Raw genomic sequence first — 25,253 nt, 5'->3', positions numbered from 1 at the left:
CCCCTGAGCTGAGTCCCGGCGCCCACCCCCCCCTGGCGCCGGGGCTCATTCTTTTTGCTTTTTGCGGGCCGGCCGCCCCCGGCCTTCTCCCGGGCGGCCACTCGTCAGCGTGCTGCCGCGCGGGTCAGCCGGGCGCCCAGGTCGCTCAGGTAGTCCACCAGCTGCGGCGGCTCGTGCGCGGTGAACTCGCAGTCCACCAGTGCCAGTCGCAGCGCCACCCACTCCAGCGAGTCCGACAGGACCGCCCGCAGTCGGCAGCTGTTCTCACCGGTCCGCTCCAGCGGGCCGATCGAGGCCGGCAGTCGCGCGGACACGAAGTCCGCCGGGGCCGCGAAGCTCACATCGACCGCCAGCTCCGGCTGCCGCCGGGCGATGGAACTGCCGAGAAGCTCCGCCGCATCACCCGAGGGCAGCTCGCGCGGTGTGAACCGGGCTCCGGTCGCGAACGGCTCGCTGACCCGGTCGACCCGGAACGTACGCCAGTCCTCGCGCCCCAGGTCGTATGCGACGAGATACCAGCGCCACCCCGTGCTCACCAGCCGGTACGGTTCGGCCTGCCGCCTCGTCTCGGCGCCGTCGCCCGCGCGGTAGGCGAACCGCAGCCGCTCCCGCCCGGTGATCGCCGCCGCCATCACCGTCAGCGTGTGCGGATCGATCGTCGAACCGTCGCCGCGGGTCAGCGGCATCGTCGCGTTCTGCAGGGTCGAGACCCGGTGCCGCAACCGCGACGGCAGCACCTGCTCCAGCTTCGCCAGGGCCCGTACGGACGCCTCGTCGACCCCCTCGATGGCATGCCCGGCACCCGCCCGCAGGCCCACCGCGATGGCCACCGCCTCCTCGTCGTCGAGGAGCAGCGGCGGCATGGCGGTGCCCGCGACGAGGCGGTAGCCGCCGACCGATCCGCGCGAGGCCTCGACCGGATAGCCGAGCTCACGGAGCCGGTCGATGTCGCGTCGGATGGTGCGCGGGCTGACGTAGAGCCGCTCGGCGAGCTCGCTGCCCGGCCACTCGCGGGGCGTCTGGAGGAGCGACAGCAGATTCAGCAGTCGTGCCGGGGTGTCGGTCATGGGCTCAGCCTCGTGCCGGGGTGTCGGTCATCTCACCAGGATGCCCATCCATTGGGTCATGAGCTGACCTAATGGCCGCTTAGCTTCTTCGTATGACTTCTTCCGCATCTCTGCCGTCCACGGCATCCGGGCCCACGGTGTCCTCGGACCCGTCGGACCGGCGACGCTGGTTCGCGCTCGCCATCGTGATGACCGCGGCCTTCATGGACCTGGTCGACGTCACGATCGTCAACATCGCCATACCGAGCATCAAGCGCGACACCGGTGCCTCGTTCAGCTCTATCCAGTGGATCACCGCCGGATACGCCCTGGCCTTCGCGGCCGGTCTGATCACGGGCGGCCGGCTCGGCGACATCTACGGCCGCAAGCGGCTCTTCCTCATCGGTATCGGTGGCTTCACGCTGGCCTCCGCTCTCTGCGGCTTCGCCGCGAACCCGGAGATGCTGGTCGCCTCCCGCGTCCTCCAGGGCGGCACCGCCGCGCTGATGGTTCCGCAGGTGCTGTCGATCGTGCACGCCACCTTCCCGGCCCATGAGCGCGGCAAGGTCTTCGGCCTCTTCGGCGCGATAGTCGGCCTCGGTGCCGTCTCGGGACCGCTGCTGGGCGCGCTGCTCACCGAGTGGAACATCGCCGGTCTCGAATGGCGGCCGATCTTCCTGATCAACCTGCCGGTCGGCATTGCGGGCCTGATCCTGGGCCGGAAGTTCATCACCGAGTCCAAGGCCCCCAAGGCGCTCCGGCTCGACCTGATCGGTGTCGCCCTGGTGACGCTGGGGCTGCTGATGCTGATCTACCCGCTCACCCGTGGGCGCGAGCTGGGCTGGCCGGTCTGGGGCTATGTCTCGATGGCCGGCAGTCTCCTGGTGTTCCTGGTCCTGGTGGTGTTCGAGCGGGAGAAGGCACGCAAGGACGGTTCGCCGCTGGTCGAGCTGTCGTTGTTCCGGGTCAAGAGCTTCGCGGCGGGCATCGCCGTGCAGCTGACCTTCGGTATCGGCCTCGGCATCTTCTTCCTGGTCTGGACGCTCTACATGCAGATGGGCCTCGGCTGGAGCACGCTGCGGGCCGGCACGACCGGTATCCCGTTCTCGGTCGCCGTCTCGTTCGCCGCCGGGATCTCCGTACAGAAGCTGGTGCCCCGCTTCGGCCGCAAGGTTCTCCAGTCGGGCGCGCTGCTGATGGTCGTCGGCCTGCTGCTCTACATCTGGGAGTCCGACCGGTACGGCATGGGCATCACGTCCTGGCAGATGGTGCTGCCGCTGGTGGTCATGGGCACCGGCATGGGCCTGATCGTGGCCCCGCTGACGGACGCGGTGCTGTCCGAGGTGCCGAAGGAGCACTCGGGTTCGGCCTCCGGGCTGATCAACACCGTGCAGCAGATGGGCAATGCGCTCGGGCTCGGACTGGTCTCGGTCGTCTTCTTCGGCTCGATCGGGGACCGGCTGACGCCGCAGCAGGTGGGCCCGGCGTTCGCGGAGGCGTTCCAGCACTCGCTGTGGTGGGTGGCCGGGGTGCTCGCGGTGATCTTCCTGGTGATGTTCGCGCTGCCTGCGCGGCCGCGGCAGCACGTGGAGGGCGACGACGAGGGCGTGAACACCGTGGACGAGCCCGTGGACTCCGTGGGCGGGCCCGAGGCCGAGCTCGGCAAGGAGCCCGCGCTGACGCCGTGATGCTCTGACGCGTGACGCATGTGCCCGCACCCCTTCCGTGGTGCGGGCACCTGCGTGTGTGGGCGCGAACGCGGGCGTGGGCGCGGGCGTGAGCCCTCCCCGGCCCCGCGCCCCCGACCCTCGGCCCCCGGGTCAGCAGATGTGCGTACGGCTCTCCATGGCTCCGCGTGCGGCGTCCTCGTCGCCGTACACCTCGCACATGTGGCGGCCGTCCGGCGTGGCCGTGTGCTCGACCTCCCACAGGCTCGTCTCGCTGCCGTCGAGCAGCAGGAAGGCGTGCTCGTACAGAGTGAATCCGGCGTCCCGCCCGTCCACCTGGCACTGCCGGCCGAAGACCTGGGTGATGTGGTGGGCGAAGGCGGCGCGCAGCAGCAGGGCGGTCTCCTCGCCGGGGCCGTCGCTGTTCTCCGCGCGGCGCAGGACGCGGCGGGCGTGGTCGGCGGAATTGTCCGGGGCGTACATCCGGGGCAGCGGGGCCGGGGGAGCGGTCATCAGGACCGTGAGTATCTCCAGGTCGGCCTGCGGCCCGTCGTCCCCGAACACCGGGACCTCGCCGAAGCCGCCGGTCAGCCGGGCAGCGGCGATATGGACATCGGCCTCGTCGTCGTACAGCTCGTGGTGGCGGAGGTCGGGATCCGTCCGGGACCGCGGGTTTGTTGCGCTCCGCGGACCGCCGTGCACCAGCTCCCACAGGGTGAAGGGGGTGCCGTCGGACAGCAGATACGTGTGCCGGTAGGTCTCGCGGTGGAGTACGGAACTGTGGTGCGAGGAGTGCAGGGAACTGCTGTGGGCGAGTGCGGTACCGAGTCTCTCGACCGTGCTGTCGGGCAGGTCGAAAGAGTTGAGTGCCCGTCGCAGGAGTCGCTCGAGGTGCTGCTCGGTTGTCTCGTACGGATCGCTCAAGGTGCTGTCTCCAGGCCGTCGCCGCGTGTTACTTGGTGCGTGCTTAACGTAGTCCCTGGGTCTGACATCGTGACCGGGGTTCAGGAAAACGTATGACACACGCAGATGGTTCCTGGCGGTTCGTCCGAACTTCCTTACCCGGCAGGCGAGTCGGGGTCCGGGGGGCGGTGCGGCGACGGCCGTGAGGGGGGCAGGCGTGCGCCGTAGAGATCGCTGTACGCGGGGCAGCTGCCGCCGCCGGTGCGGCCATTGACGTTCTGAGCTGCCCGGACGGCCTTCACGATGGCCCGGGTCAGGACGTCCGCGCCGGCCGTCAGCAGGTCGTTGAGCGCGATCGGGTTCTGCGGATCCAGTGGCCGGGCGCCGGTGGCCAGCGCGAAAACGGTGTCCCCGTCGGTCAGCAGATGTACGGGGCGGACGGCGCGCGCCAGCCCGTCGTGCGCCGTACCCGCGAGCTTCTGCGCCTGGGCCCGGGTGAGATCGGCGTCCGTGGCGACGACGGCGAGCGTGGTGTTGAGCGGAGGCCGCGCGTTCGCCTCCCGTGCCTCGGCCAGGCGCTGCTGCGCCGCCCGGTGGACCTCGGGCGCGGGGTGCACCGGCGGTTCGGCGGCGCCGTACTCCCCGTACAGCACTCCGGTACGCGGATCGACGACCGAACCTGCCGCGTTCACCACGACGAGCGCGCCCACCGTGATCCCGGACGTCAGCCGCACGCTCGCCGTGCCCACCCCGCCCTTGAGCTGTCCGGCGACCGCGCCCGTGCCGGCGCCGACACTCCCCTCGACGACCGGCGCTCCCGGCGCCGTACCCGCCGCGTCCTCCACCGCCGCGCGGCCCGTCGAGGCGTCTGGACGGGCCCGCCAGTCACCGCCCCGCCCCAGGTCGAAGATGCACGCGGCCGGGACCACCGGCACCACTTGCGCCGGATCGGGGCCGACCTGCACCCCGCGCCCCTGTTCCTCCAGCCAGGCCATCACGCCGGACGCCGCATCCAGGCCGTACGCGCTGCCGCCCGTCAGGACGACGGCATCGATGCGCTGCACCAGATTGCGCGGATCGAGCGCGTCCGTCTCCCGGGTGCCGGGGCCGCCGCCGCGTACGTCGACGGCCGCGATCGCGCCGCCCTCGGGAGCGAGGACCACGGTGGTGCCGCTCAGCGCGCCCGCGCCCGCGACCTGCGCATGACCGACGCGCAGCCCGGCGACATCGGTCAGCGCGTCCAGCGGCCCGGCGGCATCGGCCGGCGCGTCGAGCGGCCCGGACGATATGGGCGATGTGCGCTGCGCGGAGGGGGCCGTCGGCTTCTGCGGTTCTTCCGTCACTGCGTGCTCCTCACTGGATTCACCACTCCCGACTCACGGCTCGCCGTCCGTCCGCTCACCCGCCACATCCGCGTGCTCACCCCGCCACAGCGGGCCGTCGGGACAGCGCCACCCCCACGGCCACGGTCGCGGCCGCCACCAGGCCGGCCGCGAACACCGCCCACCCCCCGGCGAACGTACAGGCCAGGATGGCCAGCGCGGCCACGGGGAGCGGCAGTTGCTCCGCGAGATCGCGTTTGAAGTGGCGAGCGTGCAGCGCCCATACCGACAGCAGGAAGAGTGCGGAGGGCACGGTTACCGCGGCGGCGGCCACCGTGTCCGAGACATGGGCCTTGCCCACGGCCTCCTCCACCGCGACCTCGATGCCCGAGCCGATCGCGGCCGCGGAGCCGAAGATCAGAAAGTGTCCGTATCCCCAGATGAACGCTTCCCTGCTGCCACGGAGGTAGTCCTGGATCGGCGCGGCGAAATAGATCCACCAGGCGGAGAAGACGATCAGCAGCCCGCCCGCGATGATCGGCAGCAGCTCACCGAACGCTTCGTGCTCGTCCACCGCTTCCTGGACCGCGACCGTGGCCGCCGCGATGGTCTCGCCCAGCACGATGATCGTGAACAGGCCGTACCGCTCACCGATATGGTGCGGATGCCAGCTCGTCGCGCGGTCGCGCTCGGCGATCGCCGGAACGGACATCTCCGCGAGCGCGAGCACGACGAAGACGACGGTACGCGCCGGGCCCGTGTTGTCGGTCAGCAGCAGCATGCCGATCCAGCCCAGCTGCACCACGGTGATCCCGACGGCGTACCGCAGCGCGACGCGTCGCTCGGCGCCCTGGGCGCGGTACGTGGCGCGCAGCCACTGGCTGGTCAGGGCGAGCCGCATCACGACATAGCCGACGATGCCGACCGTCCAGTCGCCCGCGTCGAAGGCGCGCGGCACCCCGGCGGCGAAGATGAGCACACCGGTGATCTGGACGAATGTGACCACGCGGTACAGCGGGTCGTCGGTGTCGTACGCCGAGGCGAACCAGGTGAAGTTGACCCAGGCCCACCAGATCGCGAAGAAGACAGCCGCGTAGCTGACGATTCCGGTGGCGGCGTGGCCCTCGGCGACGGCATGCAGCAGCCGCCCGCCCGCCTGCGCCACGGCGACGACGAAGCAGAGGTCGAAGAAGAGTTCCAGCGGGGTCGACGCGCGATGTCTCTCGGCGCGGCTGCGGGCAGTCATTCCAGGCATGGGGATCAGCACACCAGACGGGGTCGGCAGCGCTCGGGGAACGCGCCCCGGACGTGGGCCAGGAAAATCTTGCGAATGCATTCACAAGTGAACGGGGGTCCAAAGTTCTCGGAGAAACCACAGGGCAGCGGCATTGTGCCGGACCGGGTCCGACGGCAGCATCTGGGGGGTCGGCACGACCCGCTCGGGCGAGAGTATCGAGCACGGCCTGTGCCGCCGGCTCAGCACCGACCGCCCGGACCTCGCGTCCCGCATCGGCTGCCCCGCGGTCAGAGGCGTAGGCGCGGAGGCGCCCCAGGCCGTCGAGGCCGAGACCCCCGGCAGGCGGACATGACCGACGCCCGGCAGCCCCGTGACCAGGAGCCCTCCGGCTACCCGGAGTGCCGCCCGGGCAGCGCCCGCCCCGAGCTCAACCGCCCCGTCCACGAGCGCTATCCGCAGATCCGCTCCACCAGCGGCTACGGCGACCCCCGCGTCCGCCACACCGGTCCCGGCCCGGGGGCCGGCACCGACCAGGAACCCGAGCGCTCCTCGAAACTGACGGCCCGGCTGGCCCTGGCGATGACCGTCGTCATCGGACAGCTCTGGGGCCTGACCGTTTGCATCGACGCGTGGATGGAGGGCAACACCGGCACGGCCTGGTGGGGTGCCGGCTTCCTCTGTCTGTCGTTCCTCGTCGTCCTCGGACTGTGGGCGCTCGACCCGAAGGATCGCTGACCACGGCCGTACCCTTGAGATATGAGCACCGCCCCCGCCCCCGGCCCGCGCGATTCGAAGCCGACCCAGCCGGAACAGCCGAAACCCAGACCGGCTCTGATCTTCGACGATCCGCTGGACCAGCAGTCCGCGGACGATACGGACCGAGGGTGGGGCGAGCGGGCCCCGGCCGGCGGCAGCGCCGCCGATCTGGCGCGCTTTCTCGACGAGAAGCCGCCCCACCACATCTGAGACCCCGCTCCGTGGTGGTCCGACGACGCTGCTGCCGGTCCTCCTGTCCCGCGTCCCGCTACTGGTCGTGACCTCGGCCGGGGTCCTGGCCGCGGGTCTCGCCCCCTGAGCCGCCGCGCTGCGAGACGAGGGCGTCGCGGATCTCTTTCAGCACCTCCATCTCGCTGACCTCCAGCGTCTCCCGCACGCCCTCCTTCGCGGCCTGCATGGCCGCCCGCCTGGCGAGGTACTTCGCCCTGGGCGGCACCATCAGGAAGTAGACAACGGCCGCCGTGATCACAAAGCTGAGGGCGGCGCTGAGCACCGAACCCCACAGGATCCGGATTCCCTCGGTCGCCTCGCCCGTCTTCGGGTCCGTGACGCAGGGCCCCTTCAGGCAGGAGCTGTAGCTCTCCAGGTCCTTGGCGCCGAACGCACCGACCGCCGGGTTGATGACGCCCTTGACGACAGCGTTCACGATCTGTGTGAACGCGGCGCCGATGACGACGGCGACCGCCAGGTCGATCACATTCCGGCGCAGCTGGAAGGCTTTGAACCCTTCCAGCAGACTGACCTTTTTCTTCTCGCTCAAGGGTGAGCCTTCCTTCGCATGTGCCGTAGGCGGAGCAAACTCCTCCGCAACTTGCGGCAGTACGCGACGAAACCACCCAATTCACGCCTTTTGTCAGGTGACTTGACAGCTCATCAGTGCGAATCAGCACAGGGTCACCGCCAGCCTGGCCGAGATACCCGCACCGGCCAGCGATGCGGCCGTGCCCCGGGGGACGGACAGCACGATCAGCGCACCGTCCTCCGCGGGGCCTTCGGCCGTGGCCTGCGGTACATCTGCCACCCGCGCGCCCTTCGCCAGCACCCGGGCATCGGCTCCGGCCCCCTCGGCAGCGATCACGTCGACGCGGTCACCCGGCCGTAACAACCGCACCGTCCCGGCATCCGCGATCCGGACCGGCGCGGACACCAATGGAACCGGCCGCCGCGCCCGCTCCGGCACCGCCCCGGCCGTACCCCCTGCCCCATGCGCCGCATCGCCGCCCCCGCCCAGCCCGGTCGCGGCCAGCGCGGCCGCCGTCAGGGCCAGTCCGGCGGCCAGGGCGCGGCGCTGCCGCCACAAGGTCCGCCGCAGCCGGTGCCCACCACCTCCGCGCACCCGCAACGGCTCGAACGCGGGCACACCACAAGGCGGGGGAGCCGACGCCGGAGGCCCCGGAGCCATGGCCGGAGCGGAACGTTCAGCGGGCACACATGGGGACGACGGGAACGACGGGAACGACGGGAACGACGGGAGTGACGGGGAGGACTGAGACGACTGGGACGACGGGAACATGGCCAACACCACCTGCCGTGAGGAGTTTCGGGCGAACACCCCTCACGATCCACCGTCCACGAGATTCCCGCCGAAGCCTGTGGACAGCCCCGGCGTTGTGGATAACCCCGTCACCCACCCACGCCGCAACCGTCACCCGCCCACCCCGCAACCGTCACCCGCCCACCCCGCTGACGAAGCATCCCTAAGGAAGCTCGATCCCCGTCTCGAGCCCGTCCAGCGCATGCGAGCACGGGCAGTCGCGGTCCGCCTCCGCAGGCAGCGCGCCCACCACGTCGAAGAGCACCGCACGCAGCCGGTCCACATTGGCCGCGAACACCTTCAGCACCTCTCCGTGCGAGACGCCCTCCCCGGCCTCCGCGCCCGCGTCGAGGTCCGTCACCAGCGTCATCGTCGTGTAGCAGAGGCCCAGTTCACGGGCGAGGACCGCCTCCGGGTGCCCGGTCATCCCGACCACCGACCAGCCCATCGCCGCATGCCAGCGCGATTCCGCCCGGGTCGAGAAGCGCGGCCCCTCGACGACCACCAGCGTCCCGCCGTCCACCGGTTCCCAGCTCTTCGCGCGAGCCGCCGCCAGCGCGGCCCTGCGCCCATCGGGGCAGTACGGATCGGCGAAGCCCAGATGCAGGACGTTCGGCTCCGCCCCGTCCGCCCGGGTCTCCCCGTCGTAGTACGTCTGCGTCCGGGCCTTGGTGCGGTCCACCAGCTGGTCGGGCACGAGCAGGGTGCCCGGCCCGTACTCCGGACGCAGGCCGCCCACCGCGCACGGGCCGAGCACCTGACGTACACCGACGGAGCGCAGCGCCCACAGGTTGGCCCGGTAGTTGATGCGGTGCGGCGGCAGATGGTGGCCGCGTCCGTGGCGGGGCAGGAAAGCGACCCGGCGGCCGCCGACTTCGCCCAGGAAGAGGGAGTCGCTCGGCTGTCCGTACGGGGTGTCCACACGCACCTCCGTGACGTCCTCCAGGAAGGAGTACAAGCCCGAGCCGCCGATGACACCGATCTCTGCGTTCGCCATGCGATCACAGTAGCGGCGCGGGAAAACGCCGGGGACCCCGCCGAACAGATCGGCGGGGTCCCCGGGGAAGTGCGGTTGGTTCGGCTCAGGCGGCCGACGAACCACTCGTCGAGGACGACGAGGAGGACGAAGAAGAGGACGCGGCGGACGAGGAGGAAGCGGACGACTTCGTGTCCGACCCCGTCGACGACGACGATGAATCGGAACCGGACGCCTTCGCCGAGGACGACGCCGGCGTGCTGCTCGACGACGAGCCACGGCTGTCGTTCCGGTAGAAACCGGAACCCTTGAAGACAATGCCGACCGCCGAGAACACCTTCTTCAGGCGTCCTTCGCAGCTCGGGCACACGGTCAGGGCATCATCGGTGAACTTCTGCACCGCCTCAAGGCCCTCGCCACATTCGGTGCACTGGTACTGATAGGTCGGCACTTGCTCCTCCTGGCACTCTCACTCAATGAGTGCTAACGACGCTCCATACTGACGTATTCCGCTGGATCAGTCCACCGTGACCGGCTCCCGGTGACCGACACCACGTGCCACGGTCCGTCCCGAAGCGGCCGGTGCGAGCCTGGAACGCAGTGCCAGCAGGGTGACCAGCGCCAGTACGGTCCCCACCAGCGGCACCACAAAACCGGTGCTCGCGCCGTGGGCGTCCGCGAGCCGCCCGGCGACCGTCACCGCACCCGCCTGGCCGAGGGCGACCGAGCCCGTCAGCCAGGTGAACGCCTCGGTCCGCGCGGACCCCGGCACCAGCGCCTCGACCAGTGTGTAGCCGCTGATCAGGGCCGGGGCGATGGAGAGCCCGACCAGCAGTCCGAGCCCGGCCAGCAGGGGCACGGAGTGCACCGCCCACAGTCCGGACGCGGTCAGGGTCAGTGCCGCGTACCCGGCGATCAGGCGCCGCCGCGGCCCGCTCTTCCAGGCGATGGCGCCGCAGGCGATCCCGGCCAGCATGTTGCCGGCCGCGAAGACCCCGTACAGCAGACCGTTCGCCCCGGGCCGGCCGATCTCTTCGGCGAAGGCGGTCAGCGAGACCTGCATACCGCCGAAGACCGCGCCGATCCCCAGGAAGGCCACCGCGAGCACCCGTACACCCGGTATGGACAGGGCGGACGCATGCCGCTGGGAGGTGCCGGACGCGGTGCTGCGCACCGCGGGCTGGGTGCGGCGCTGCGCGGCGAAGAGCAGCCCGCCGACCAGGGTCAGCCCGGCCTCCGTGATCAGACCGGCCGCCGGGTGCACTCCTGTGCACAGTGCGGTGGCGAGCACCGGGCCGATGACGAAGGTGAACTCGTCCGTCACCGATTCGAAGGCGGCCGCGGTGGACATCAGCGGCGAGGCCTTGCGGCCCGGTGCCGCGCCCAGGACGGCCGCCCAGCGGGCCCGTACCATCGGCCCGATCTGCGGAACGGACGCACCGGTCGGCACGGCCGCCGCGAACAGGGCCCACAGGGGCGCGTCCGCCAGCGCCAGCGCCGTCAGCACCGATACGGACGCCGTGTGCACCAGGACACCGGGCAGCAGCACGGCGCGCTGGCCGAAACGGTCGGCGAGTTTGCCGGTCTGCGGTGCGAACAGAGCCATGGAGACACCGGTCACGGCGGCGACGGAGCCCGCGCTGCCGTACGAGCCGGTGGTGTGCTGAACCAGTAGCACGATGCCGATCGTCAGCATCGCGAAGGGCTGCCGTGCGGCGAAGCCCGGCAGGAGAAACGTCCACGCACCGGGGGTGCGCAGCAACTGCCCGTAACCGGGGCGGTCGGAGACCGTGGACGCCACGGTCCATGCCTTTCTGCCGCCTGGTGGCCGAGCCCCCGCAGGTCCGGGCCGGCACAGGTGGTGCGGGCTCGTGCGGGTGCTGCCGAGAGCTGTCCTCTTCGCGCGGAACTGCGGTAGATGCCGGGCGCTCAGCAGAGGCGGAGGACGCCACGACCGCCATACGGTCGCGCCAGCTCTGCATCAGGCAGAGTTGGTCGTTCAGGTTGGTCGATCGGGTTGGCCGACCCCACTGCAGGGGTCGATCAGGTTTCCTTCATGATACAGGCGGATGTCCTTGCGCACCTCTGATTGTGCGCAGGACCACCGCCCCCGCCTCGGATCGACAGCACGCAGCACGCAGCACGCAGCACGTAGTACACAGCCCGCAGCCCCGGCGGGCCTCTCAGTGGCGCGCTTTCGGCCCGTCGGCCTTCCCCAGCCTCTTCACGGCCTTCAGCGCGTGCGCCACATCATGGGCCACATGAGGCCCGGCGAGGCTCTCGCCACCGCTGCCACTCGTCCCCAGCCAGCCCGCGAGCTTGCCGCCCTCGCCGACCGCGCGCAGCCGTTCCTCCGCCGCGTCGCGTACCGGGTCGGTGGCGACCACCAGCAGTTCGTCGCCGCGCCGCAGCACGGTCGACGGCGCCGGTACGAAGCTCTTTGCGTCCCGAACGACCAGGGTGACGGCGGCCCCGGCGGGCAGCCGCAGCTCCCCGACCTCCACGCCGTGCATCTTCGACTTCCCCGGGATCGCCACGGACAGCAGATGGCCGCGCAGCCGCTCCAGCGGCGCCGACTCGATGCCCAGGTCGGCGGCCTCGGCCGGATCGTCGGTGATCTTCAGGGCCTTTGCCATCCAGGGCAGGGTCGGGCCCTGGATGAGGGTGTAGACGACGACGAGCACGAAGACGATGTTGAAGACCCGGGCGGAGCCATCGATTCCGGACACCATCGGAATGGTCGCCAGGATGATGGGTACGGCGCCGCGCAGCCCCGCCCAGGACATGAACGCTTTCTCCTGCCAGGGCAGCCGGAACGGCGCCAGCGAGATGAAGACCTCCAGTGGGCGTGCCACCACGGTCAGCACCAGTCCCACGATGACCGCGGGCCAGAAGTCGTCGTACAGATCGTGCGGGGTGACCAGGAGTCCGAGCAGCACGAACATGCCGATCTGGGCCAGCCAGCCGAGCCCGTCGGCGAAGCCGCGGGTGGCGGGCCAGTGCGGCAGTTTGGCGTTGCCGAGGATCATCGCGGCCAGATAGACGGCGAGGAAGCCACTGCCGTGGGCCAGGGCGCCCGCCGCGTACGCGGACACCGCGATCGCCATCACGGCGATCGGATACAGACCGGACGCGGGCAGCGCCACATGACGCAGTCCGAACGAGCCGAGCCAGCCGACGGCGAGACCGACGACCGCACCGATCGCGAGCTCCAGGGCTATCTCGCCGACCAGTACGTACCAGCTCTCCACCGGTCCCTTGGTCGAGAAGGCGACCACCAGGATCACGACGGGGGCGTCGTTGAAGCCGGACTCGGCCTCCAGCACACCGGTGACCCGGGCGGGCAGCGGCACCTTGCGCAGCACGGAGAAGACCGCGGCGGCGTCCGTCGACGAGACGACCGCGCCGATGATCAGCGACTGCCGCCAGTCCAGGCCGACCAGGTAGTGGGCCCCGGCCGCGGTGACGCCGACGCTCACCGCTACGCCGACGATCGAGAGCATCGCGGCCGCCGGCAGTGCGGGTTTGATCTCTTTCCACTTCGTGCCCAGGCCGCCCTCGGCGAGGATCACGACAAGTGCGGCATAGCCGATCACCTGGGTCAGTTCCGCATTGTCGAACTTGACGTCGAAGATGCCGTCCTGCCCTATGGCGATCCCGATGCCGAGGTACAGGAGCAGGCTGGGGAGCCCGCTGCGGGACGAGATGCGCACCGCCGCCACGGCGACGAGCAGGACGAGTGAGCAGGCGAGCAGGAGTTCGTTGAGCGCGTGGACAGTCAGTGGCCGTTCCTTCCCTGCGTAACGCCTGCCGAATCGACCCTCGGCATCGGCCATCGACGGCCAGTACTTCGTTACCTTACCTAATCTTTAACGTTTTCTTGACGCGCTCGATCATTCGTACGATCGCTGTGCAATTCGAACCATGCCGATGCCGCGTCAGAGCCGCCCAGGCGCTGCGCCTATGGTTGCTCCTGCACTCCCAGGACCACCTGCCCCTCGAAGGACAGCGATGCCCGCCAACACAACCGCCTCTTCCGGCACCACCGGTTCCGCCGGTGGGAAGACCGGCAGGAAGAAGGGGCGACGTGCCCGCCTGATCGTGATCGTTCTGGTGCTGGCGCTTGTCGCGGGTATCGGTTACGGCGCGTTCTGGTCCGTATCAACCGTGCGGGCCTCGTACCCGCAGACAACCGGCTCGATCAAGCTCGACGGCCTCGACGGCAACGTCGACGTCGAGCGCGACAGTTATGGAATCCCGCAGCTGTACGCGGACTCCGATGCCGACCTCTTCCGCGCCCAGGGCTTCGTGCAGGCGCAGGACCGCTTCTGGGAGATGGACGTCCGCCGTCATATGACGGCAGGCCGGCTCTCCGAGATGTTCGGTTCCGGACAGGTCGAGACGGACTCCTTCCTGCGCACGCTCGGCTGGCGCAAGGTCGCCCAGGAGGAGTACGACAAGGTCTTGTCCCCGGAGACCAAGAAGAACCTCCAGGCGTACGCGGACGGCGTGAACGCCTACCTCAAGGGGCGCGACGGCAAGGACATCTCCGTCGAATACGCCGCCCTCGGCCTCACCAACGACTACAAGCCGGCCGAGTGGACCCCGGTCGACTCGGTCGCCTGGCTCAAGGCCATGGCCTGGGACCTGCGCGGCAACATGCAGGACGAGATCGACCGCTCGCTGATGACCAGCAGGCTCGACACGAAGCAGATCGAGGACCTCTACCCGGAGTATCCGTACAAAACGAACGAGCCGATCGTCAGCCAGGGCGCGATCTCCTCGGTCACCGGGAAGTTCGATCCGGACGCGACACCGTCGACGAGCATCGGCTCGAACACCGCGGCGGGCGCCACCGAGGGCCTGAACACCCAGCTCTCCTCGCTCTCCGACACCCTCGACCAGATCCCGGCGCTGCTCGGCCCGAACGGCAGCGGCATCGGATCCAACTCCTGGGTGGTCTCCGGCAAGTACACGACGACCGGCAAGCCGCTGCTCGCCAACGACCCGCACCTGGCGCCTCAGCTGCCCTCGCTCTGGTACCAGATGGGCCTGCACTGCCGCGAGATCACGGCGAAGTGCCAGTACGACACTGCCGGCTACACCTTCTCCGGCATGCCCGGCGTGATAATCGGCCACAACCAGGACATCGCCTGGGGCTTCACCAACCTCGGCGCGGACGTCACCGACCTCTTCCTGGAGAAGGTCTCCGGCGAGGGCTATCTGTACGACGGCAAGGTCAAGCCGTTCACCGTCCGCAAGGAGACCATCAAGGTCGCGGGCGGCAAGAGCCGGGAGATCACCGTCCGCGAGACCAACAACGGTCCGCTGGTCTCCGACCGCAGCAGCGAACTGGAGAAGGTCGGCCAGAAGGCCCCCGTCACCAACGCGGCCCCGGACCGGGCCGATGGTTACGCGGTCGCCCTGAAGTGGACCGCGCTGGACGCCGGCCACTCCATGGACGCGGTCTTCGAGCTCAACCGGGCCAAGGACTTCCCGTCCTTCCGCAAGGCGGCCGCGGACTTCGAGGTTCCCTCGCAGAACCTCATCTACGCCGACACCAAGGGTCACATCGGCTACCAGGCCCCCGGAAAGATCCCGGTCCGTCTCCAGGGCAACGGCACGATGCCCAGCCCCGGCTGGTCCTCGGCGTACGGCTGGAAGGACAAGCCGGTCCCGTTCGACGAGCTGCCCTACGAGTACGACCCGAAGCGCGGCTACATCGTCACCGCCAACCAGCCCGTCATCGACGAGAAGAAGTATCCCCACCTGCTCACCGAGGACTGGGGCTACGGCGCCCGCAGCCAGCGGATCAACGACCTCATCCAGTCGAAGATCAAGGGCGGCGGGAAGATCTCGACCGAAGACATGCAGAAGATGCAGATGGACAACACCAGCGCGATCGCCGCGCTGCTGGTGCCCGAGCTGATGAAGATCAATATCTCGGACAAGAGCGTCCGCGAGGCACAGAAGCTCCTGGAGGGCTGGGACTACACCCAGGAGTCCGACTCGGCCGCAGCTGCGTATTTCAACGCGGTCTGGCGCAACATCCTCAAGCTGTCCTTCGGTAACAAGCTGCCCAAGGAGCTGCGGGTCAAGGGCGAGTGCCTCAACGTGCCCCGGGCCGACACCTCGGGCCCGGTCGACGAGCAGGACAAGCTGGTGCGCGAGTGCGGCCGGCGCGACGCGGACACGGCACAGCCGGACGGCGGTGACCGCTGGTATCAGGTGGTCGCCGACCTGATGGACCGCCCGAACAGCGACTGGTGGAAGTCGCCGAGGAGCGGCCGGGACGAGGCGACCGAGAACCGGGACGAGCTCTTCGCCCGCGCCATGGAGGACGCCCGCTGGGAGTTGACCGCCAAGCTCGGCAAGGACATCACCACCTGGAGCTGGGGCCGGCTGCACCAGCTGACCCTGAAGAACCAGACCCTCGGCACCGAGGGCCCCGGTCTGCTCCAGCGGGTCCTCAACCGCGGTCCGTGGAACCTCGGCGGCGGCGAGGCCGCGGTGAACGCCAGCGGCTGGAACGCGGCGGGCGGCTACGACGTCGTCTGGGTTCCGTCGATGCGGATGGTCGTCAACGTGGGGGACTGGGACAAGTCCCGCTGGATCAACCTCACCGGCGCCTCCGGGCACGCGTTCAGCGCGCACTACACCGATCAGACCGACAAGTGGGTCAACGGTGAACTGCTCGACTGGTCCTTCGGGCGGAACGCCGTCACCAAGTCGACGACCGACACCCTGACCCTCAAACCGTAGGGTCCGACCGGCGGATCACGGCCGGTGTCACCACCACGTCCACGGGGTGGTCGTGCGGTTCCTCAGGGACCTGCGCGACCACCTCGTCGTCGTACAGCAGGACGACCAGCGCCGGATGCGCCCCCGCCGCGGCGAGCCGGGCCAGCACCCGGTCGTAACTGCCGCCGCCACGACCGAGCCGCATCCCGCGCGCGTCCACCGCGAGGCCCGGCAGCAGGACCACGTCGGCGTCCAGAACCGCGTCGGGACCGAGCCGCTCCCCGTCCGGCTCCAGCAGCCCGCGCCCGGCCCGGACCAGACGGCCGGCTCCTTCGTACGCCGCCCAGTCCAGATCGTTGTCCGCGAGGAGCACCGGCAGCAGCACCCGTACGCCCCGCTCACGCAGCGCGTCCAGCAGGGTGCGGGTGCCCGGCTCGCTCCCCACCGAGACATACGCGGCGACGGTGCGGGCCCCGGACAACTCCGGAAGGCTCAATGCGCCCCGGGACAGAACCGTCGCGGCGTTTTCCACGTCTTCCCTGGCCAGAAGGCGCCGCGCGGCCAGCAGTTCACGCCTGAGAAGCGCTTTTTGGGACATGTCGGTGTTCAACGGGCACCTTGGATCTCTTGTATGTGTATATACGCGTACAAAGTTAACCGGAGCCTCATCTTCCGCCCATTCGCACCGGATATGGTTCTGCGCATGACTCAGTCGCACACCAGGATCAGCAAGGCTGTCATCCCGGCCGCAGGCCTCGGTACCCGCTTCCTGCCGGCCACCAAAGCCACTCCCAAGGAGATGCTGCCTGTCGTCGACAAGCCCGCGATCCAGTACGTCGTCGAGGAAGCGGTGACCGCCGGTCTCTCCGACGTCCTGATGATCACCGGCCGCAACAAGCGCCCCCTTGAGGACCACTTCGACCGCAATTACGAACTGGAGTCCGCGCTCACCCGCAAGGGAGACGCCGAACGGCTCCAGAAGGTCCAGGAGTCGAGCGACCTGGCCACCATGCACTACGTCCGGCAGGGCGACCCGCGCGGCCTCGGCCACGCCGTGCTGTGCGCCGCACCGCACGTCGGCGACCAGCCGTTCGCGGTCCTCCTCGGCGACGACCTGATCGACCCGCGCGACCCGCTGCTGGCCCGTATGGTCGAGATCCAGGAGCGCGAGGGCGGCAGTGTCGTCGCGCTGATGGAGGTCGCGCCGGAGCAGATCCACATGTATGGCTGCGCGGCCGTCGAACCCACCGCCGAGGGCGATGTGGTGCGCGTCACCGGCCTGGTCGAGAAGCCCGACGCGGCCGACGCACCCAGCAACCTCGCCATCATCGGCCGCTATGTCCTGGACCCGGCCGTCTTCGACATACTGCGTAAGACCGAGCCGGGCCGCGGCGGCGAGATCCAGCTCACCGACGCCCTGCAGCTCCTCGCCGAGGACGAGAAGATCGGCGGCCCCGTGCACGGCGTCGTCTTCAAGGGACGCCGCTATGACACCGGCGACCGCGGCGATTACCTCCGTGCCATTGTCAGACTCGCGTGCGAACGTGAAGACCTGGGCCCGGACTTCAGGGCCTGGCTCCGCAGTTACGTCACCGAGGAGATGTAGCACTTTGAGCAGCACGATCTGGTCGGTGGACGAGCACCTAAAAGACATTCTCGGCGCGGTGCGACCGCTCGAACCCATCGAGCTGCAACTGCACGACGCCCAGGGCTGCGTCCTCGTCGAGGACGTCATCGTGGAGATCGCCCTGCCGCCCTTCGACAACAGCTCGATGGACGGGTACGCGGTCCGCGTCGCCGATGTCGAGGGTGCCGACGAGGAGTTCCCCGCGGTGCTCACCGTCATCGGTGACGTCGCGGCGGGCAGCGACGGGCTGCCCGGCGACCGGAGAGTGGGCCCGGGCGAGGCCGCCCGCATCATGACCGGTGCCCCGCTGCCGGCCGGCGCCGAGGCCGTGATCCCGGTCGAGTGGACCGACGGCGGTACGGGCGGCGGCCCCGCCGACACCATGCGCGCCCACCGGGACGCCCCCGAGGACGCGGGCGGCGAGGTCCGTGTCCACCGCCCCGTCGAGGCCCGCGCCCATGTCAGGGCCCGCGGCAGCGACGTCAAGCCGGGCGATCTGGCCCTGAGCGCCGGATCGGTGATCGGCCCGCCGCAGATCGGGCTGCTCGCCGCGATCGGCCGCTCGACGGTGAAGGTACGGCCCCGGCCGCGCGTCGTCGTCATCTCGACCGGCAGCGAACTGGTGCAGCCGGGCGAGGAGCTGACCGGCGGCCGGATCTACGACTCGAACAGCTTCGCGCTGACGGCCGCCGCCCGGGACGCCGGAGCGATCGCCTACCGGGTCGGCGCCGTCACCGACGACGCCGACACGCTCCGCGCCACGATCGAGGACCAGCTGATCCGCGCAGACATCGTCGTCACCACCGGAGGCGTCAGCGTCGGCGCGTACGACGTCGTCAAGGAAGCCCTGTCACCGGTGGGCGACGAGGACGAGCCCGGCAGCGGCATCGACTTCCGCAAGCTCGCCATGCAGCCGGGCAAGCCGCAGGGCTTCGGCTCGATCGGCCCCGAGCACACGCCGCTGCTGGCGCTCCCGGGCAACCCCGTCTCGTCGTATGTCTCCTTCGAGCTGTTCGTACGGCCCGCGATCCGTGCCCTGATGGGTCTTCAGGACGTGAACCGCCCCACCGCCCGGGCCACGCTGAACACCGACAAGGCGCTGTCCTCGCCATCCGGCAGGCGCCAGTTCCTGCGCGGTACGTACGACGCGGAGGCCGGCACCGTCACCCCCGTCGGCGGCTCCGGATCGCATCTGATCGCCGCTCTCGCCCAGGCCGACGCACTGATCGTGCTGCCCGAGGACGTCACCTCCGCCGAGCCCGGCGCGGACACCGAGGTGATCCTGCTCCGCTGATCCGCGGGCGGTGGCGGTACGGTATCTGCCGCTGTGCCTTCCCGGGGACACCCCCGGGCCCCCGGCCCGCACCCCGGTGCGGGCCGAGCGGGCAACCGGCGCCCTACCGCGAGGCGGAGTTAGTTGAGTACGCAGAACAGGCTGACGCACATCGACGAGGCGGGCGCGGCCCGCATGGTCGACGTCTCGGAGAAGGATGTCACCGCGAGGGTGGCCCGCGCGTCCGGCCGGGTCCTCGTCTCGCCGCGCGTCGTCGAGCTGCTCCGCGGCGAAGGAGTCCCCAAGGGCGACGCCCTCGCCACCGCCCGAATCGCCGGGATCATGGGCGCCAAGCGCACCCCCGACCTGATCCCGCTCTGCCACCCGCTCGCCGTCTCCGGCGTCGAGGTCGGCCTGAGCGTCGCCGACGACGCGGTGGAGATCACCGCCACGGTGAAGACCACGGACCGCACCGGCGTCGAGATGGAGGCCCTGACCGCCGTCTCGGTCGCCGCGCTCACCGTGATCGACATGATCAAGGCGGTCGACAAGTCGGCGGTCATCACGGACGTACGGGTCGAGTCGAAGTCGGGAGGCAAGTCCGGCGACTACCGGCGCACCGAGGTGGACGGAGCGGACGCATGACGGCGCCCGGAACCGGGCAGCCCGGCGACGACCCACTGCCCGGGGCTCCGCTCGGTGGCGCGCCGACCGCCCCGTACGCCGCTCTCGTTGTCACCGCCTCCAACCGCGCCTCGGCCGGTGTCTACGCCGACAAGGGCGGCCCCCTGATCTCCGAGGCGCTCACACAGCTCGGCTTCGCCGTCGACGGGCCGCAGGTCGTGCCCGACGGCGACCCGGTCGAACAGGCGCTGCGCGACGGGATCGCCGCCGGGTACGACGTCATCGTCACCACCGGCGGTACGGGCATCTCGCCCACCGACCGCACCCCCGACGCCACCCGCCGCGTCCTCGACCACGAGATCCCCGGCATCCCCGAGGCGATCCGCGCCGAGGGCCGCGACAAGGTGCCCACCGCCGCGCTCTCCCGCGGCCTCGCGGGCGTCGCCGGCCACACACTCATCGTCAACCTGCCGGGCTCCACCGGCGGGGTGCGCGACGGCCTCGCCGTCCTCGCACGTCTCCTGGTGCACGCCGTCGACCAGCTTCGCGGCGGCGATCACCCCCGACCCGGGAGCCCGAGCTGAACGTCCCGACCTGGCCGGTGGTCCTCAACGACGGCGAGATCACCCTCCGTCCGGTAAAGCTGCGCGACCAGCGCTTGTGGCGCGAGGTCAACCGGCGCAACCGTGACTGGCTGCGCCCCTGGGAGGCGACCGTGCCGCCGCCCGCCCCGGGTGGCCCGATGGCCCAGCGCCCCACCTACCGCCAGATGGTCCGTCATCTGCGCTCCGAGGCCAACGCGGGCCGGATGCTGCCCTTCGCCATCGAGTACGAGGGCCGTCTGGTCGGCCAGCTGACGGTCGCCGGGATCACCTGGGGCTCGATGTGCTCGGGCCACATCGGCTACTGGGTCGACCAGGACGTGGCGGGCCGCGGTGTGATGCCGACCGCGGTCGCCCTCGCCGTCGACCACTGTTTCCGCAAGGTCGGACTGCACCGCATCGAGGTGTGCATTCGGCCGGAGAACGGGCCCAGCAGAAGGGTCGTCGAGAAACTGGGATTCCGTGAGGAAGGTCTGCGTCCGCGCTATCTCCACATCGACGGCGCCTGGCGGGACCATCTGATCTACGCGCTCACCGCGGAGGAAGTACCCGACGGGCTGCTCCGGCGCTGGCACCAGGCACGACCCGGAACGCCACGGGAAATAAAATAAGTGTTCGATATCGATCGGCGTATGGCCGCAAACGAGCGCGCAAACACCCACTGCTGATCTGAACAATCACAAAAAAAGTCCTTGATATCAGCCGGATCGTGCGACACACCGGGCCAATTGGCGGATGCCCCCGCGCAAACCCCTCTACGGTGTGAGACGTGAGCAGCAGCGGCCTCATCTATGCAGTCATCGTCGGGGCCTGGGCCGCCTACTTGGTGCCGATGTGGCTCCGAAGGCAGGACGAGCTCAATGAAGCCCGTCCGACGGAACGCTTCAGCACCGCCATCCGGCTGCTGTCCGGACGGGCGGCCATGGAGCGCCGGTACGCCAAGGAGCTGCGGGAGCGCACCACCGAGGAGGCGGGGCCCGACGCCGACCCGGACGTCGTCACGGACCGAATGGATTCCGTGGACGTCCGGGCCTTCGCCGCGCCCCCGGCGCATACCGAAGCCCGAGTGCACGACCCGGCGCGCACGCCAGTACGCGCGGACCGGGAGCGCCCCGAACCCGGTCCCGCGCGGCGCGCGCGCCCGCGTCCCGGCGGGGCGGACGCCGAGCGCGTCCGGCGTGCCCAGCGCCTCCAGGTCCTCGCGCGCCGTCGGCGTACCACTGTCGTCCTCTTCCTCGCCTTCACCCTCGGTGCGGTCGTCGCGGCGGTCGGCGGCCTCGGCTTCCTCTGGGCGCCCGCGGTTCCGGCGGTGCTGCTGAGCACGTACATCGTGCATCTGCGCGCACAGGAGCGACGCCGGTTCGCCTTCACCATGGACCGGCGCCGGGCCGAGGTGGCGGCGCAGCATCTGCGCGAGAACCGTCCCCGCAGGCACCAGCCGGCCGCGGCGGCCCCCGCCGAGGCCGACGAGGAGCCCGAAGCGCGCCGCCCCGAGCCCGAGCCCGCGCCCGCGGTCTCCCCGCAGGAGGCCGGCCGCCGTGCCCTGGTCGAGCAGACGGACCATGCGGAATGGGTCGACCAGCAGCGCGAACGAGGCCGGGGCCAGGGCGACAGCTGGGAGCCGGTCCCGGTCCCCCTGCCGACGTACGTCACCGCGCCGGTCGCCCCGCGCGCCACCGGCGGCGTCGAGGTCGGCAACCCGGAGACCTGGAGCGCGGCCCGCTCCAGCACCGCCGAACCCACCCAGACGGGCACCTCGCACCCCGTGGTACCCCCCGTCGACCCGGCGCCGCGCCAGCGCACCAACCAGTCCCGCCGCACCCGCGACCGCGGCCGGACCCCGCTCTTCGACCAGTACGAGGACGGGGAACGCCCCCGTGCCGCCAACGAGTGAGCCCCTTCGGGCCCCACTGCGGCACCGACTCGGCTGACCAGCAAGGACCGGATTTCCGAGCACCCCCGTGGGGGTGCTAAAGTTTCACTCGTTGCAAGGGCCTGTGGCGCAGTCTGGTAGCGCACCTCGTTCGCATCGAGGGGGTCTGGGGTTCAAATCCCCACAGGTCCACCGCACCGCAGGGTCGTTCACGGGTTCATCCCGGAACGGTTCACGAGATCCCGGTCAGACGGTCACCGTCTGACCGGGATCTCGTCGTTTGAGCTCCTGCTTGTGTGAAAGTCAGCCTGCCGGGCCGCCGGGAAGCGCGGCGGCCCGCGTCGGAACGGACCGGGGGTCGGGATGCGGACATGCCGCGGGGACCGCAGGCGTGGAGGCAGACTCCTGCGGTCTCGCGACGTGTCGATCTTCAATTACCCGGAACGTGCCCGCTCAGGGGGCTACGGCTCAGCGCCTGGGAGCGGGGCGGGACCGTCAAGATGATCGTCGGGTAGGGCAGAAGGACATCGTTCGGCTCCAGGTCGAGGCCTGTGATCGCGTTCTGCTTGCTCGCGGCCAGGTACTGCTCGAGTTCCTTGATGTTGTGGACCATGACGGTGATGGCGGACAGGAGGGTCTGGGCGACACGGCCACGAGGCTGACGCCTCTCGCGGGCGTGCAGGGCGGAGTCGACGGACTTCAGCCGCCCGTTGCCACCTTCGATGTGAGCCCGCAGCGTCTGGTAGGCCAGGGCCCAGGAGGGCGTCTGCCAAGGCAGCTCCTGGCGCGTGCGGGGCATGACGTGCGCCTGCACGGTGACGGAGGACTGGCGGCAACATTTGGGGCGTTCGGCGAGCGGCAGGGTTGGGGGCTCTACGGTGGGCCGGCTGGCGGGGTGCGCGGTGCGCTCCCTGTGGGCATCGAGGTTGATGGCGACCGGTACGGGCCCCTTCTTCGATGGTGCGCCGCGGCCCTCACGCTCCTGTGCCCAAGGGCAGTTGAGCTTGGTGATGGGACAGGCGAACCGCTCGGTTCCGCGATCGTCGAGTGTGTCCTTACGGGTGAGTGCGTACGCCTCGATCTCCTGCAGCCGCTCTCGAAGCGGGATGCGTTCACGCTCGTTCTTGGCGCTGCGGATCTGCGAGTACAGGTCGAGCAAGCGGCGTGGCGTGAGGGGGCAGAAGAGCCGGCCGACTTTCGTGATCGCGCCCTGGTGATGGCCTTCCGCCCTGGCGGAGGTGACCTGGGGCTCAGTGAAGTCGAGCACGGGCATGTAGCCAAGGGCGCGCATCGGCCGGTGGAAGTTCTCGGGGAGGAGCTTGGTGTAGGCGCGGTCGGCCGCCGTGAAGCCACGGAGTTCGGTGATCTGCGCCAGCACAGCGCTGACGTAGTGGGCGTGGCGGCCCATGTCCTTCTCCGGCGTGTGCAGCACCATGCCGAGGATCAGCTGTGGGTAACGGCCGGCTCGGTCCGGGTCGGCGTGGGCCGCGATGGCGAGCGTGGCGCTGTAGCCGAACTCCCGGTCGCCGCCCCCCTTGTAATGCCAGTTTGCGCTCGCCTCCAGAGCGGAGCGCTTGCGCGTGTGGGGGACGGGCGCAAGTTGGCACGCAGGTGGTGTCGATCGCAGTGTCGCCGCGCCAGTGACGCATCAGACCTTTCACGAAGGCGATGCGTACCGGGGCGGTGACCAGCCGGTTGGCGAGTTCTTCCAGACGGCGGAGAGCGGGCTGTCCGTGTTCACCGTTCCACTGAGCGGCCACTTTGCGGCCTGCTGCCCTGGGAAGCCGGCTGCGGCGCTGGCGCGGTGCAGCGTCCAGCAGCCGGTTCATGCGAGTCCAGGCGCGGTGGAAGCGGTTGTAGAGCGCGTTGACCGCGTCCTGGTCCTCGATGTCGCAGGTCGGAATGGCGAGGTGGGCGCGCAGCCGCTCGCTGGTGCCGAACGTCATGATCTCGAAGGCGTCGTCGAGGTTGCCACTGGTTCTCTCGTAGCTCGCGCAGACCAGACCGAGCAGAACCAGACGGACGGTGTATCCGGGTGGGCCCTGCAGCCCTGCAAACTGGGCCTCGATCATCTCAACGACGCCGCTCTGATGGAGCGTGCGCCGAAGCTTCATGACCGTGCTGTCAGCCATCTCGGACGGCTCGTGTGAGCGCGGGTACGGGCGGCGGGGGCGGCCGTTGCCAGGTTGATAGCGGGGGTCATCGGCGGGCGTTCTCATGCCGAGCCGCGCAGCATGCGGGCGGTGGCCGCGGTGGTGAGCGGGGGGACCGATGCTCGGTAGGGGGCCAGGGCGGCGGTCGACTTCATGCCCGCCGCCCTGGCGATGACATCTTCTGGGACACGTTGGCGAAGGAGCTCAACGATCCAGGTGCTGCGCAGCCGGGCCAGCTTCAGTTCGGGAAGCCCCGATGCACCCTTCAACGCCCGCTCGGCCCAGTTGGACACACCGTTCTTCGGGTCGGCGACTTGGCGTTGGGGCAGGAACGGGTATTCGTCACCTGCGGCACACGCCCTTGCGGCGATGCCCTCCTCCCACATTGCTCGGCAGACCACCAGCCGATCGCTGCCCGGTACTGCGACGACCACCGCCTCCGACGGCAGCACGGTGATGTCGGTGCCGCGGGTGGCCAGTACCTCGCGGCGTGCCAGTCCGCAGCCGGCGCCGAGGGCCAGCAGGGCCAGGGCGCTGCCGCCGAGGGTGGAGGTAGGGGGCAGTGTGCGGGCCCACATCAGGTAGCGGGCGAGTTCCGGCGGGGTGTACGGGGTGGCGCGTTGGCGCTTGGCGCTCATTCGGGGCGTGGGCTGCTGGCCGTACTCCAACCACAGCAAAGCCTCGCGGATGCGCAGGAGGATGCTCCGGTACGTCTGGACGGAACTGCCTTCGAGCTTCGTCCGTGCGAGCAGGTATCGCGTCATCACCTCTGGCGCCAGCCATGCCAGAGGGTCGCGGGCAATGCAGGGGCATTGCGTGATTGGGATTGGTCCGGTTCGCCGGTCTCGTGAGTGACGTGGCGTCATGTCCGTTGTGCGGTAAGGGGCCTGGGAGAGCA

Annotated in this window: 24 protein-coding genes, 1 tRNA gene and 1 pseudogene; 13 read left to right on the top strand and 13 right to left on the bottom strand. The window is 70.1% G+C overall.

Features of this window, described 5'->3' with window-relative positions:
- Nucleotides 1-104 precede the first annotated feature (104 nt).
- Nucleotides 105-1,067 carry a helix-turn-helix transcriptional regulator gene (locus ACGFU7_RS37880; protein WP_393702208.1) on the bottom strand — a complete coding sequence of 321 codons (963 nt, stop codon included), beginning with the start codon at nt 1,065-1,067 and terminating at the stop codon, nt 105-107.
- A 92-nt stretch (nt 1,068-1,159) separates the two neighbouring features.
- On the opposite strand from ACGFU7_RS37880, the gene ACGFU7_RS37875 reads away from it, so the two are divergent.
- Entirely contained in the window at nt 1,160-2,734 is a 1,575-nt protein-coding gene (locus ACGFU7_RS37875) for an MFS transporter (RefSeq protein WP_393702206.1), read from the top strand.
- 132 nt (nt 2,735-2,866) lie between these two features.
- Here ACGFU7_RS37875 and ACGFU7_RS37870 read toward each other — a convergent pair whose 3' ends face one another.
- From ACGFU7_RS37870 to ACGFU7_RS37860, 3 genes are all read right to left on the bottom strand, one after another.
- Nucleotides 2,867-3,637 carry a DUF6227 family protein gene (locus tag ACGFU7_RS37870; RefSeq protein WP_393702205.1) on the bottom strand — a complete coding sequence of 257 codons (771 nt, stop codon included), beginning with the start codon at nt 3,635-3,637 and terminating at the stop codon, nt 2,867-2,869.
- A gap of 134 nt (nt 3,638-3,771) precedes the next feature.
- The gene (locus ACGFU7_RS37865) at nt 3,772-4,905 is read right to left on the bottom strand and encodes a P1 family peptidase (RefSeq protein ID WP_393702293.1); all 1,134 of its coding nucleotides are present in this window, start codon (nt 4,903-4,905) and stop codon (nt 3,772-3,774) included.
- Nucleotides 4,906-5,035: 130 nt separating this feature from the next.
- Nucleotides 5,036-6,184 (bottom strand): low temperature requirement protein A, encoded by a 1,149-nt coding sequence (locus ACGFU7_RS37860; protein ID WP_393702203.1) that lies wholly within the window; start codon nt 6,182-6,184, stop codon nt 5,036-5,038.
- 160 nt (nt 6,185-6,344) lie between these two features.
- Here ACGFU7_RS37860 and ACGFU7_RS37855 point away from each other — a divergent pair.
- From ACGFU7_RS37855 to ACGFU7_RS37845, 3 genes and pseudogenes are all read left to right on the top strand, one after another.
- Nucleotides 6,345-6,527, top strand: a pseudogene (locus ACGFU7_RS37855) ((2Fe-2S)-binding protein); the annotation flags it as partial.
- Nucleotides 6,524-6,910, top strand: a complete 387-nt coding sequence (locus ACGFU7_RS37850; RefSeq protein ID WP_393702202.1) for a hypothetical protein — start codon at nt 6,524-6,526, stop codon at nt 6,908-6,910. The pseudogene ACGFU7_RS37855 and the gene ACGFU7_RS37850, both read left to right, overlap by 4 nt.
- A 21-nt stretch (nt 6,911-6,931) precedes the next feature.
- Nucleotides 6,932-7,141 carry a hypothetical protein gene (locus tag ACGFU7_RS37845; protein ID WP_393702200.1) on the top strand — a complete coding sequence of 70 codons (210 nt, stop codon included), beginning with the start codon at nt 6,932-6,934 and terminating at the stop codon, nt 7,139-7,141.
- Between the two features lie 58 nt (nt 7,142-7,199).
- Here the strand turns inward: ACGFU7_RS37845 and ACGFU7_RS37840 are convergent, their stop codons facing one another.
- The 6 genes from ACGFU7_RS37840 to ACGFU7_RS37815 all read right to left on the bottom strand — a co-directional run bounded on the left by ACGFU7_RS37840 (nt 7,200) and on the right by ACGFU7_RS37815 (nt 13,184).
- Nucleotides 7,200-7,712: an MscL family protein gene (locus tag ACGFU7_RS37840; protein ID WP_393702199.1), complete on the bottom strand. Its 513-nt coding sequence runs from the start codon at nt 7,710-7,712 to the stop codon at nt 7,200-7,202.
- 123 nt (nt 7,713-7,835) lie between these two features.
- Nucleotides 7,836-8,465 (bottom strand): hypothetical protein, encoded by a 630-nt coding sequence (locus ACGFU7_RS37835; RefSeq protein WP_393702197.1) that lies wholly within the window; start codon nt 8,463-8,465, stop codon nt 7,836-7,838.
- Nucleotides 8,466-8,649: 184 nt separating this feature from the next.
- Nucleotides 8,650-9,483 (bottom strand): S-methyl-5'-thioadenosine phosphorylase, encoded by an 834-nt coding sequence (locus ACGFU7_RS37830; protein WP_393702195.1) that lies wholly within the window; start codon nt 9,481-9,483, stop codon nt 8,650-8,652.
- An 85-nt stretch (nt 9,484-9,568) separates the two neighbouring features.
- A complete protein-coding gene (locus tag ACGFU7_RS37825) occupies nt 9,569-9,913 on the bottom strand; it encodes an FmdB family zinc ribbon protein (protein WP_393702193.1) in 345 nt (114 codons plus the stop codon).
- 66 nt (nt 9,914-9,979) lie between these two features.
- Complete coding sequence (locus tag ACGFU7_RS37820; protein WP_393702191.1) at nt 9,980-11,263, bottom strand: MFS transporter; 1,284 nt, start codon at nt 11,261-11,263, stop codon at nt 9,980-9,982.
- 382 nt (nt 11,264-11,645) lie between these two features.
- Nucleotides 11,646-13,184, bottom strand: coding sequence for a potassium/proton antiporter (locus ACGFU7_RS37815; RefSeq protein WP_393702291.1), 1,539 nt, complete (start codon nt 13,182-13,184; stop codon nt 11,646-11,648).
- 289 nt (nt 13,185-13,473) lie between these two features.
- Here ACGFU7_RS37815 and ACGFU7_RS37810 point away from each other — a divergent pair, with 289 nt between their 5' ends.
- Nucleotides 13,474-16,224 (top strand): penicillin acylase family protein, encoded by a 2,751-nt coding sequence (locus ACGFU7_RS37810; RefSeq protein ID WP_393702190.1) that lies wholly within the window; start codon nt 13,474-13,476, stop codon nt 16,222-16,224.
- Here ACGFU7_RS37810 and ACGFU7_RS37805 read toward each other — a convergent pair.
- The gene (locus tag ACGFU7_RS37805; protein ID WP_393702289.1) at nt 16,214-16,801 is read right to left on the bottom strand and encodes a 5-formyltetrahydrofolate cyclo-ligase; all 588 of its coding nucleotides are present in this window, start codon (nt 16,799-16,801) and stop codon (nt 16,214-16,216) included. The genes ACGFU7_RS37810 and ACGFU7_RS37805 overlap by 11 nt on opposite strands.
- A 105-nt stretch (nt 16,802-16,906) precedes the next feature.
- Between ACGFU7_RS37805 and galU the strand changes: the two genes are divergently transcribed.
- From galU to ACGFU7_RS37770, 7 genes are all read left to right on the top strand, one after another.
- Nucleotides 16,907-17,809 carry a UTP--glucose-1-phosphate uridylyltransferase GalU gene (galU, locus tag ACGFU7_RS37800; protein WP_393702188.1) on the top strand — a complete coding sequence of 301 codons (903 nt, stop codon included), beginning with the start codon at nt 16,907-16,909 and terminating at the stop codon, nt 17,807-17,809.
- Between the two features lie 4 nt (nt 17,810-17,813).
- Nucleotides 17,814-19,124 carry a gephyrin-like molybdotransferase Glp gene (gene glp / locus ACGFU7_RS37795; RefSeq protein WP_393702186.1) on the top strand — a complete coding sequence of 437 codons (1,311 nt, stop codon included), beginning with the start codon at nt 17,814-17,816 and terminating at the stop codon, nt 19,122-19,124.
- Nucleotides 19,125-19,247: 123 nt separating this feature from the next.
- On the top strand, nt 19,248-19,748 hold the full coding sequence (gene moaC, locus ACGFU7_RS37790; protein ID WP_393702185.1) for a cyclic pyranopterin monophosphate synthase MoaC: 501 nt from the start codon (nt 19,248-19,250) through the stop codon (nt 19,746-19,748).
- Entirely contained in the window at nt 19,745-20,311 is a 567-nt protein-coding gene (locus ACGFU7_RS37785) for a molybdenum cofactor biosynthesis protein B (RefSeq protein ID WP_393702183.1), read from the top strand. The genes moaC and ACGFU7_RS37785 overlap by 4 nt, the downstream gene beginning before the upstream one ends.
- A gap of 17 nt (nt 20,312-20,328) precedes the next feature.
- Nucleotides 20,329-20,940, top strand: coding sequence for a GNAT family N-acetyltransferase (locus ACGFU7_RS37780; protein WP_393702181.1), 612 nt, complete (start codon nt 20,329-20,331; stop codon nt 20,938-20,940).
- A gap of 158 nt (nt 20,941-21,098) precedes the next feature.
- On the top strand, nt 21,099-22,223 hold the full coding sequence (gene glpR, locus ACGFU7_RS37775; RefSeq protein ID WP_393702179.1) for a gephyrin-like molybdotransferase receptor GlpR: 1,125 nt from the start codon (nt 21,099-21,101) through the stop codon (nt 22,221-22,223).
- Nucleotides 22,224-22,320: 97 nt separating this feature from the next.
- Nucleotides 22,321-22,394, top strand: a tRNA-Ala gene (locus tag ACGFU7_RS37770).
- Nucleotides 22,395-22,632: 238 nt separating this feature from the next.
- Here the strand turns inward: ACGFU7_RS37770 and ACGFU7_RS37765 are convergent.
- Nucleotides 22,633-23,637 (bottom strand): hypothetical protein, encoded by a 1,005-nt coding sequence (locus tag ACGFU7_RS37765; RefSeq protein WP_393702177.1) that lies wholly within the window; start codon nt 23,635-23,637, stop codon nt 22,633-22,635.
- Between the two features lie 205 nt (nt 23,638-23,842).
- On the opposite strand from ACGFU7_RS37765, the gene ACGFU7_RS37760 reads away from it, so the two are divergent.
- Nucleotides 23,843-24,352 carry a hypothetical protein gene (locus ACGFU7_RS37760; protein ID WP_393702175.1) on the top strand — a complete coding sequence of 170 codons (510 nt, stop codon included), beginning with the start codon at nt 23,843-23,845 and terminating at the stop codon, nt 24,350-24,352.
- Nucleotides 24,353-24,417: 65 nt separating this feature from the next.
- On the opposite strand, the gene ACGFU7_RS37755 is transcribed toward ACGFU7_RS37760, so the two are convergent.
- Nucleotides 24,418-25,119, bottom strand: a complete 702-nt coding sequence (locus ACGFU7_RS37755) for a hypothetical protein (RefSeq protein ID WP_393702174.1) — start codon at nt 25,117-25,119, stop codon at nt 24,418-24,420.
- Nucleotides 25,120-25,253 lie beyond the last annotated feature (134 nt).

Source organism: Streptomyces sp. NPDC048473, from assembly GCF_043200155.1.
Taxonomy (GTDB): Bacteria; Actinomycetota; Actinomycetes; order Streptomycetales; family Streptomycetaceae; genus Streptomyces.
Note: the sequence above shows the minus strand (reverse complement) of the source record. Positions and strands in the feature narration are given on the sequence as shown.

Bases quoted from the DNA above. Each gene is read 5' to 3' on its own strand.
- ACGFU7_RS37810 (WP_393702190.1), top strand. From the start codon at position 13,474: ATGCCCGCCAACACAACCGCCTCTTCCGGCACCACCGGTTCCGCCGGT.
- ACGFU7_RS37880 (WP_393702208.1), bottom strand. From the start codon at position 1,067: ATGACCGACACCCCGGCACGACTGCTGAATCTGCTGTCGCTCCTCCAG.
- galU (WP_393702188.1), top strand. From the start codon at position 16,907: ATGACTCAGTCGCACACCAGGATCAGCAAGGCTGTCATCCCGGCCGCA.
- ACGFU7_RS37830 (WP_393702195.1), bottom strand. From the start codon at position 9,483: ATGGCGAACGCAGAGATCGGTGTCATCGGCGGCTCGGGCTTGTACTCC.
- ACGFU7_RS37850 (WP_393702202.1), top strand. From the start codon at position 6,524: ATGACCGACGCCCGGCAGCCCCGTGACCAGGAGCCCTCCGGCTACCCG.
- ACGFU7_RS37765 (WP_393702177.1), bottom strand. From the start codon at position 23,637: ATGGTGCTGCACACGCCGGAGAAGGACATGGGCCGCCACGCCCACTAC.
- ACGFU7_RS37835 (WP_393702197.1), bottom strand. From the start codon at position 8,465: ATGTTCCCGTCGTCCCAGTCGTCTCAGTCCTCCCCGTCACTCCCGTCG.
- ACGFU7_RS37875 (WP_393702206.1), top strand. From the start codon at position 1,160: ATGACTTCTTCCGCATCTCTGCCGTCCACGGCATCCGGGCCCACGGTG.
- ACGFU7_RS37755 (WP_393702174.1), bottom strand. From the start codon at position 25,119: ATGACGCGATACCTGCTCGCACGGACGAAGCTCGAAGGCAGTTCCGTC.
- ACGFU7_RS37805 (WP_393702289.1), bottom strand. From the start codon at position 16,801: ATGTCCCAAAAAGCGCTTCTCAGGCGTGAACTGCTGGCCGCGCGGCGC.
- ACGFU7_RS37860 (WP_393702203.1), bottom strand. From the start codon at position 6,184: ATGACTGCCCGCAGCCGCGCCGAGAGACATCGCGCGTCGACCCCGCTG.
- ACGFU7_RS37845 (WP_393702200.1), top strand. From the start codon at position 6,932: ATGAGCACCGCCCCCGCCCCCGGCCCGCGCGATTCGAAGCCGACCCAG.
- ACGFU7_RS37785 (WP_393702183.1), top strand. From the start codon at position 19,745: ATGACGGCGCCCGGAACCGGGCAGCCCGGCGACGACCCACTGCCCGGG.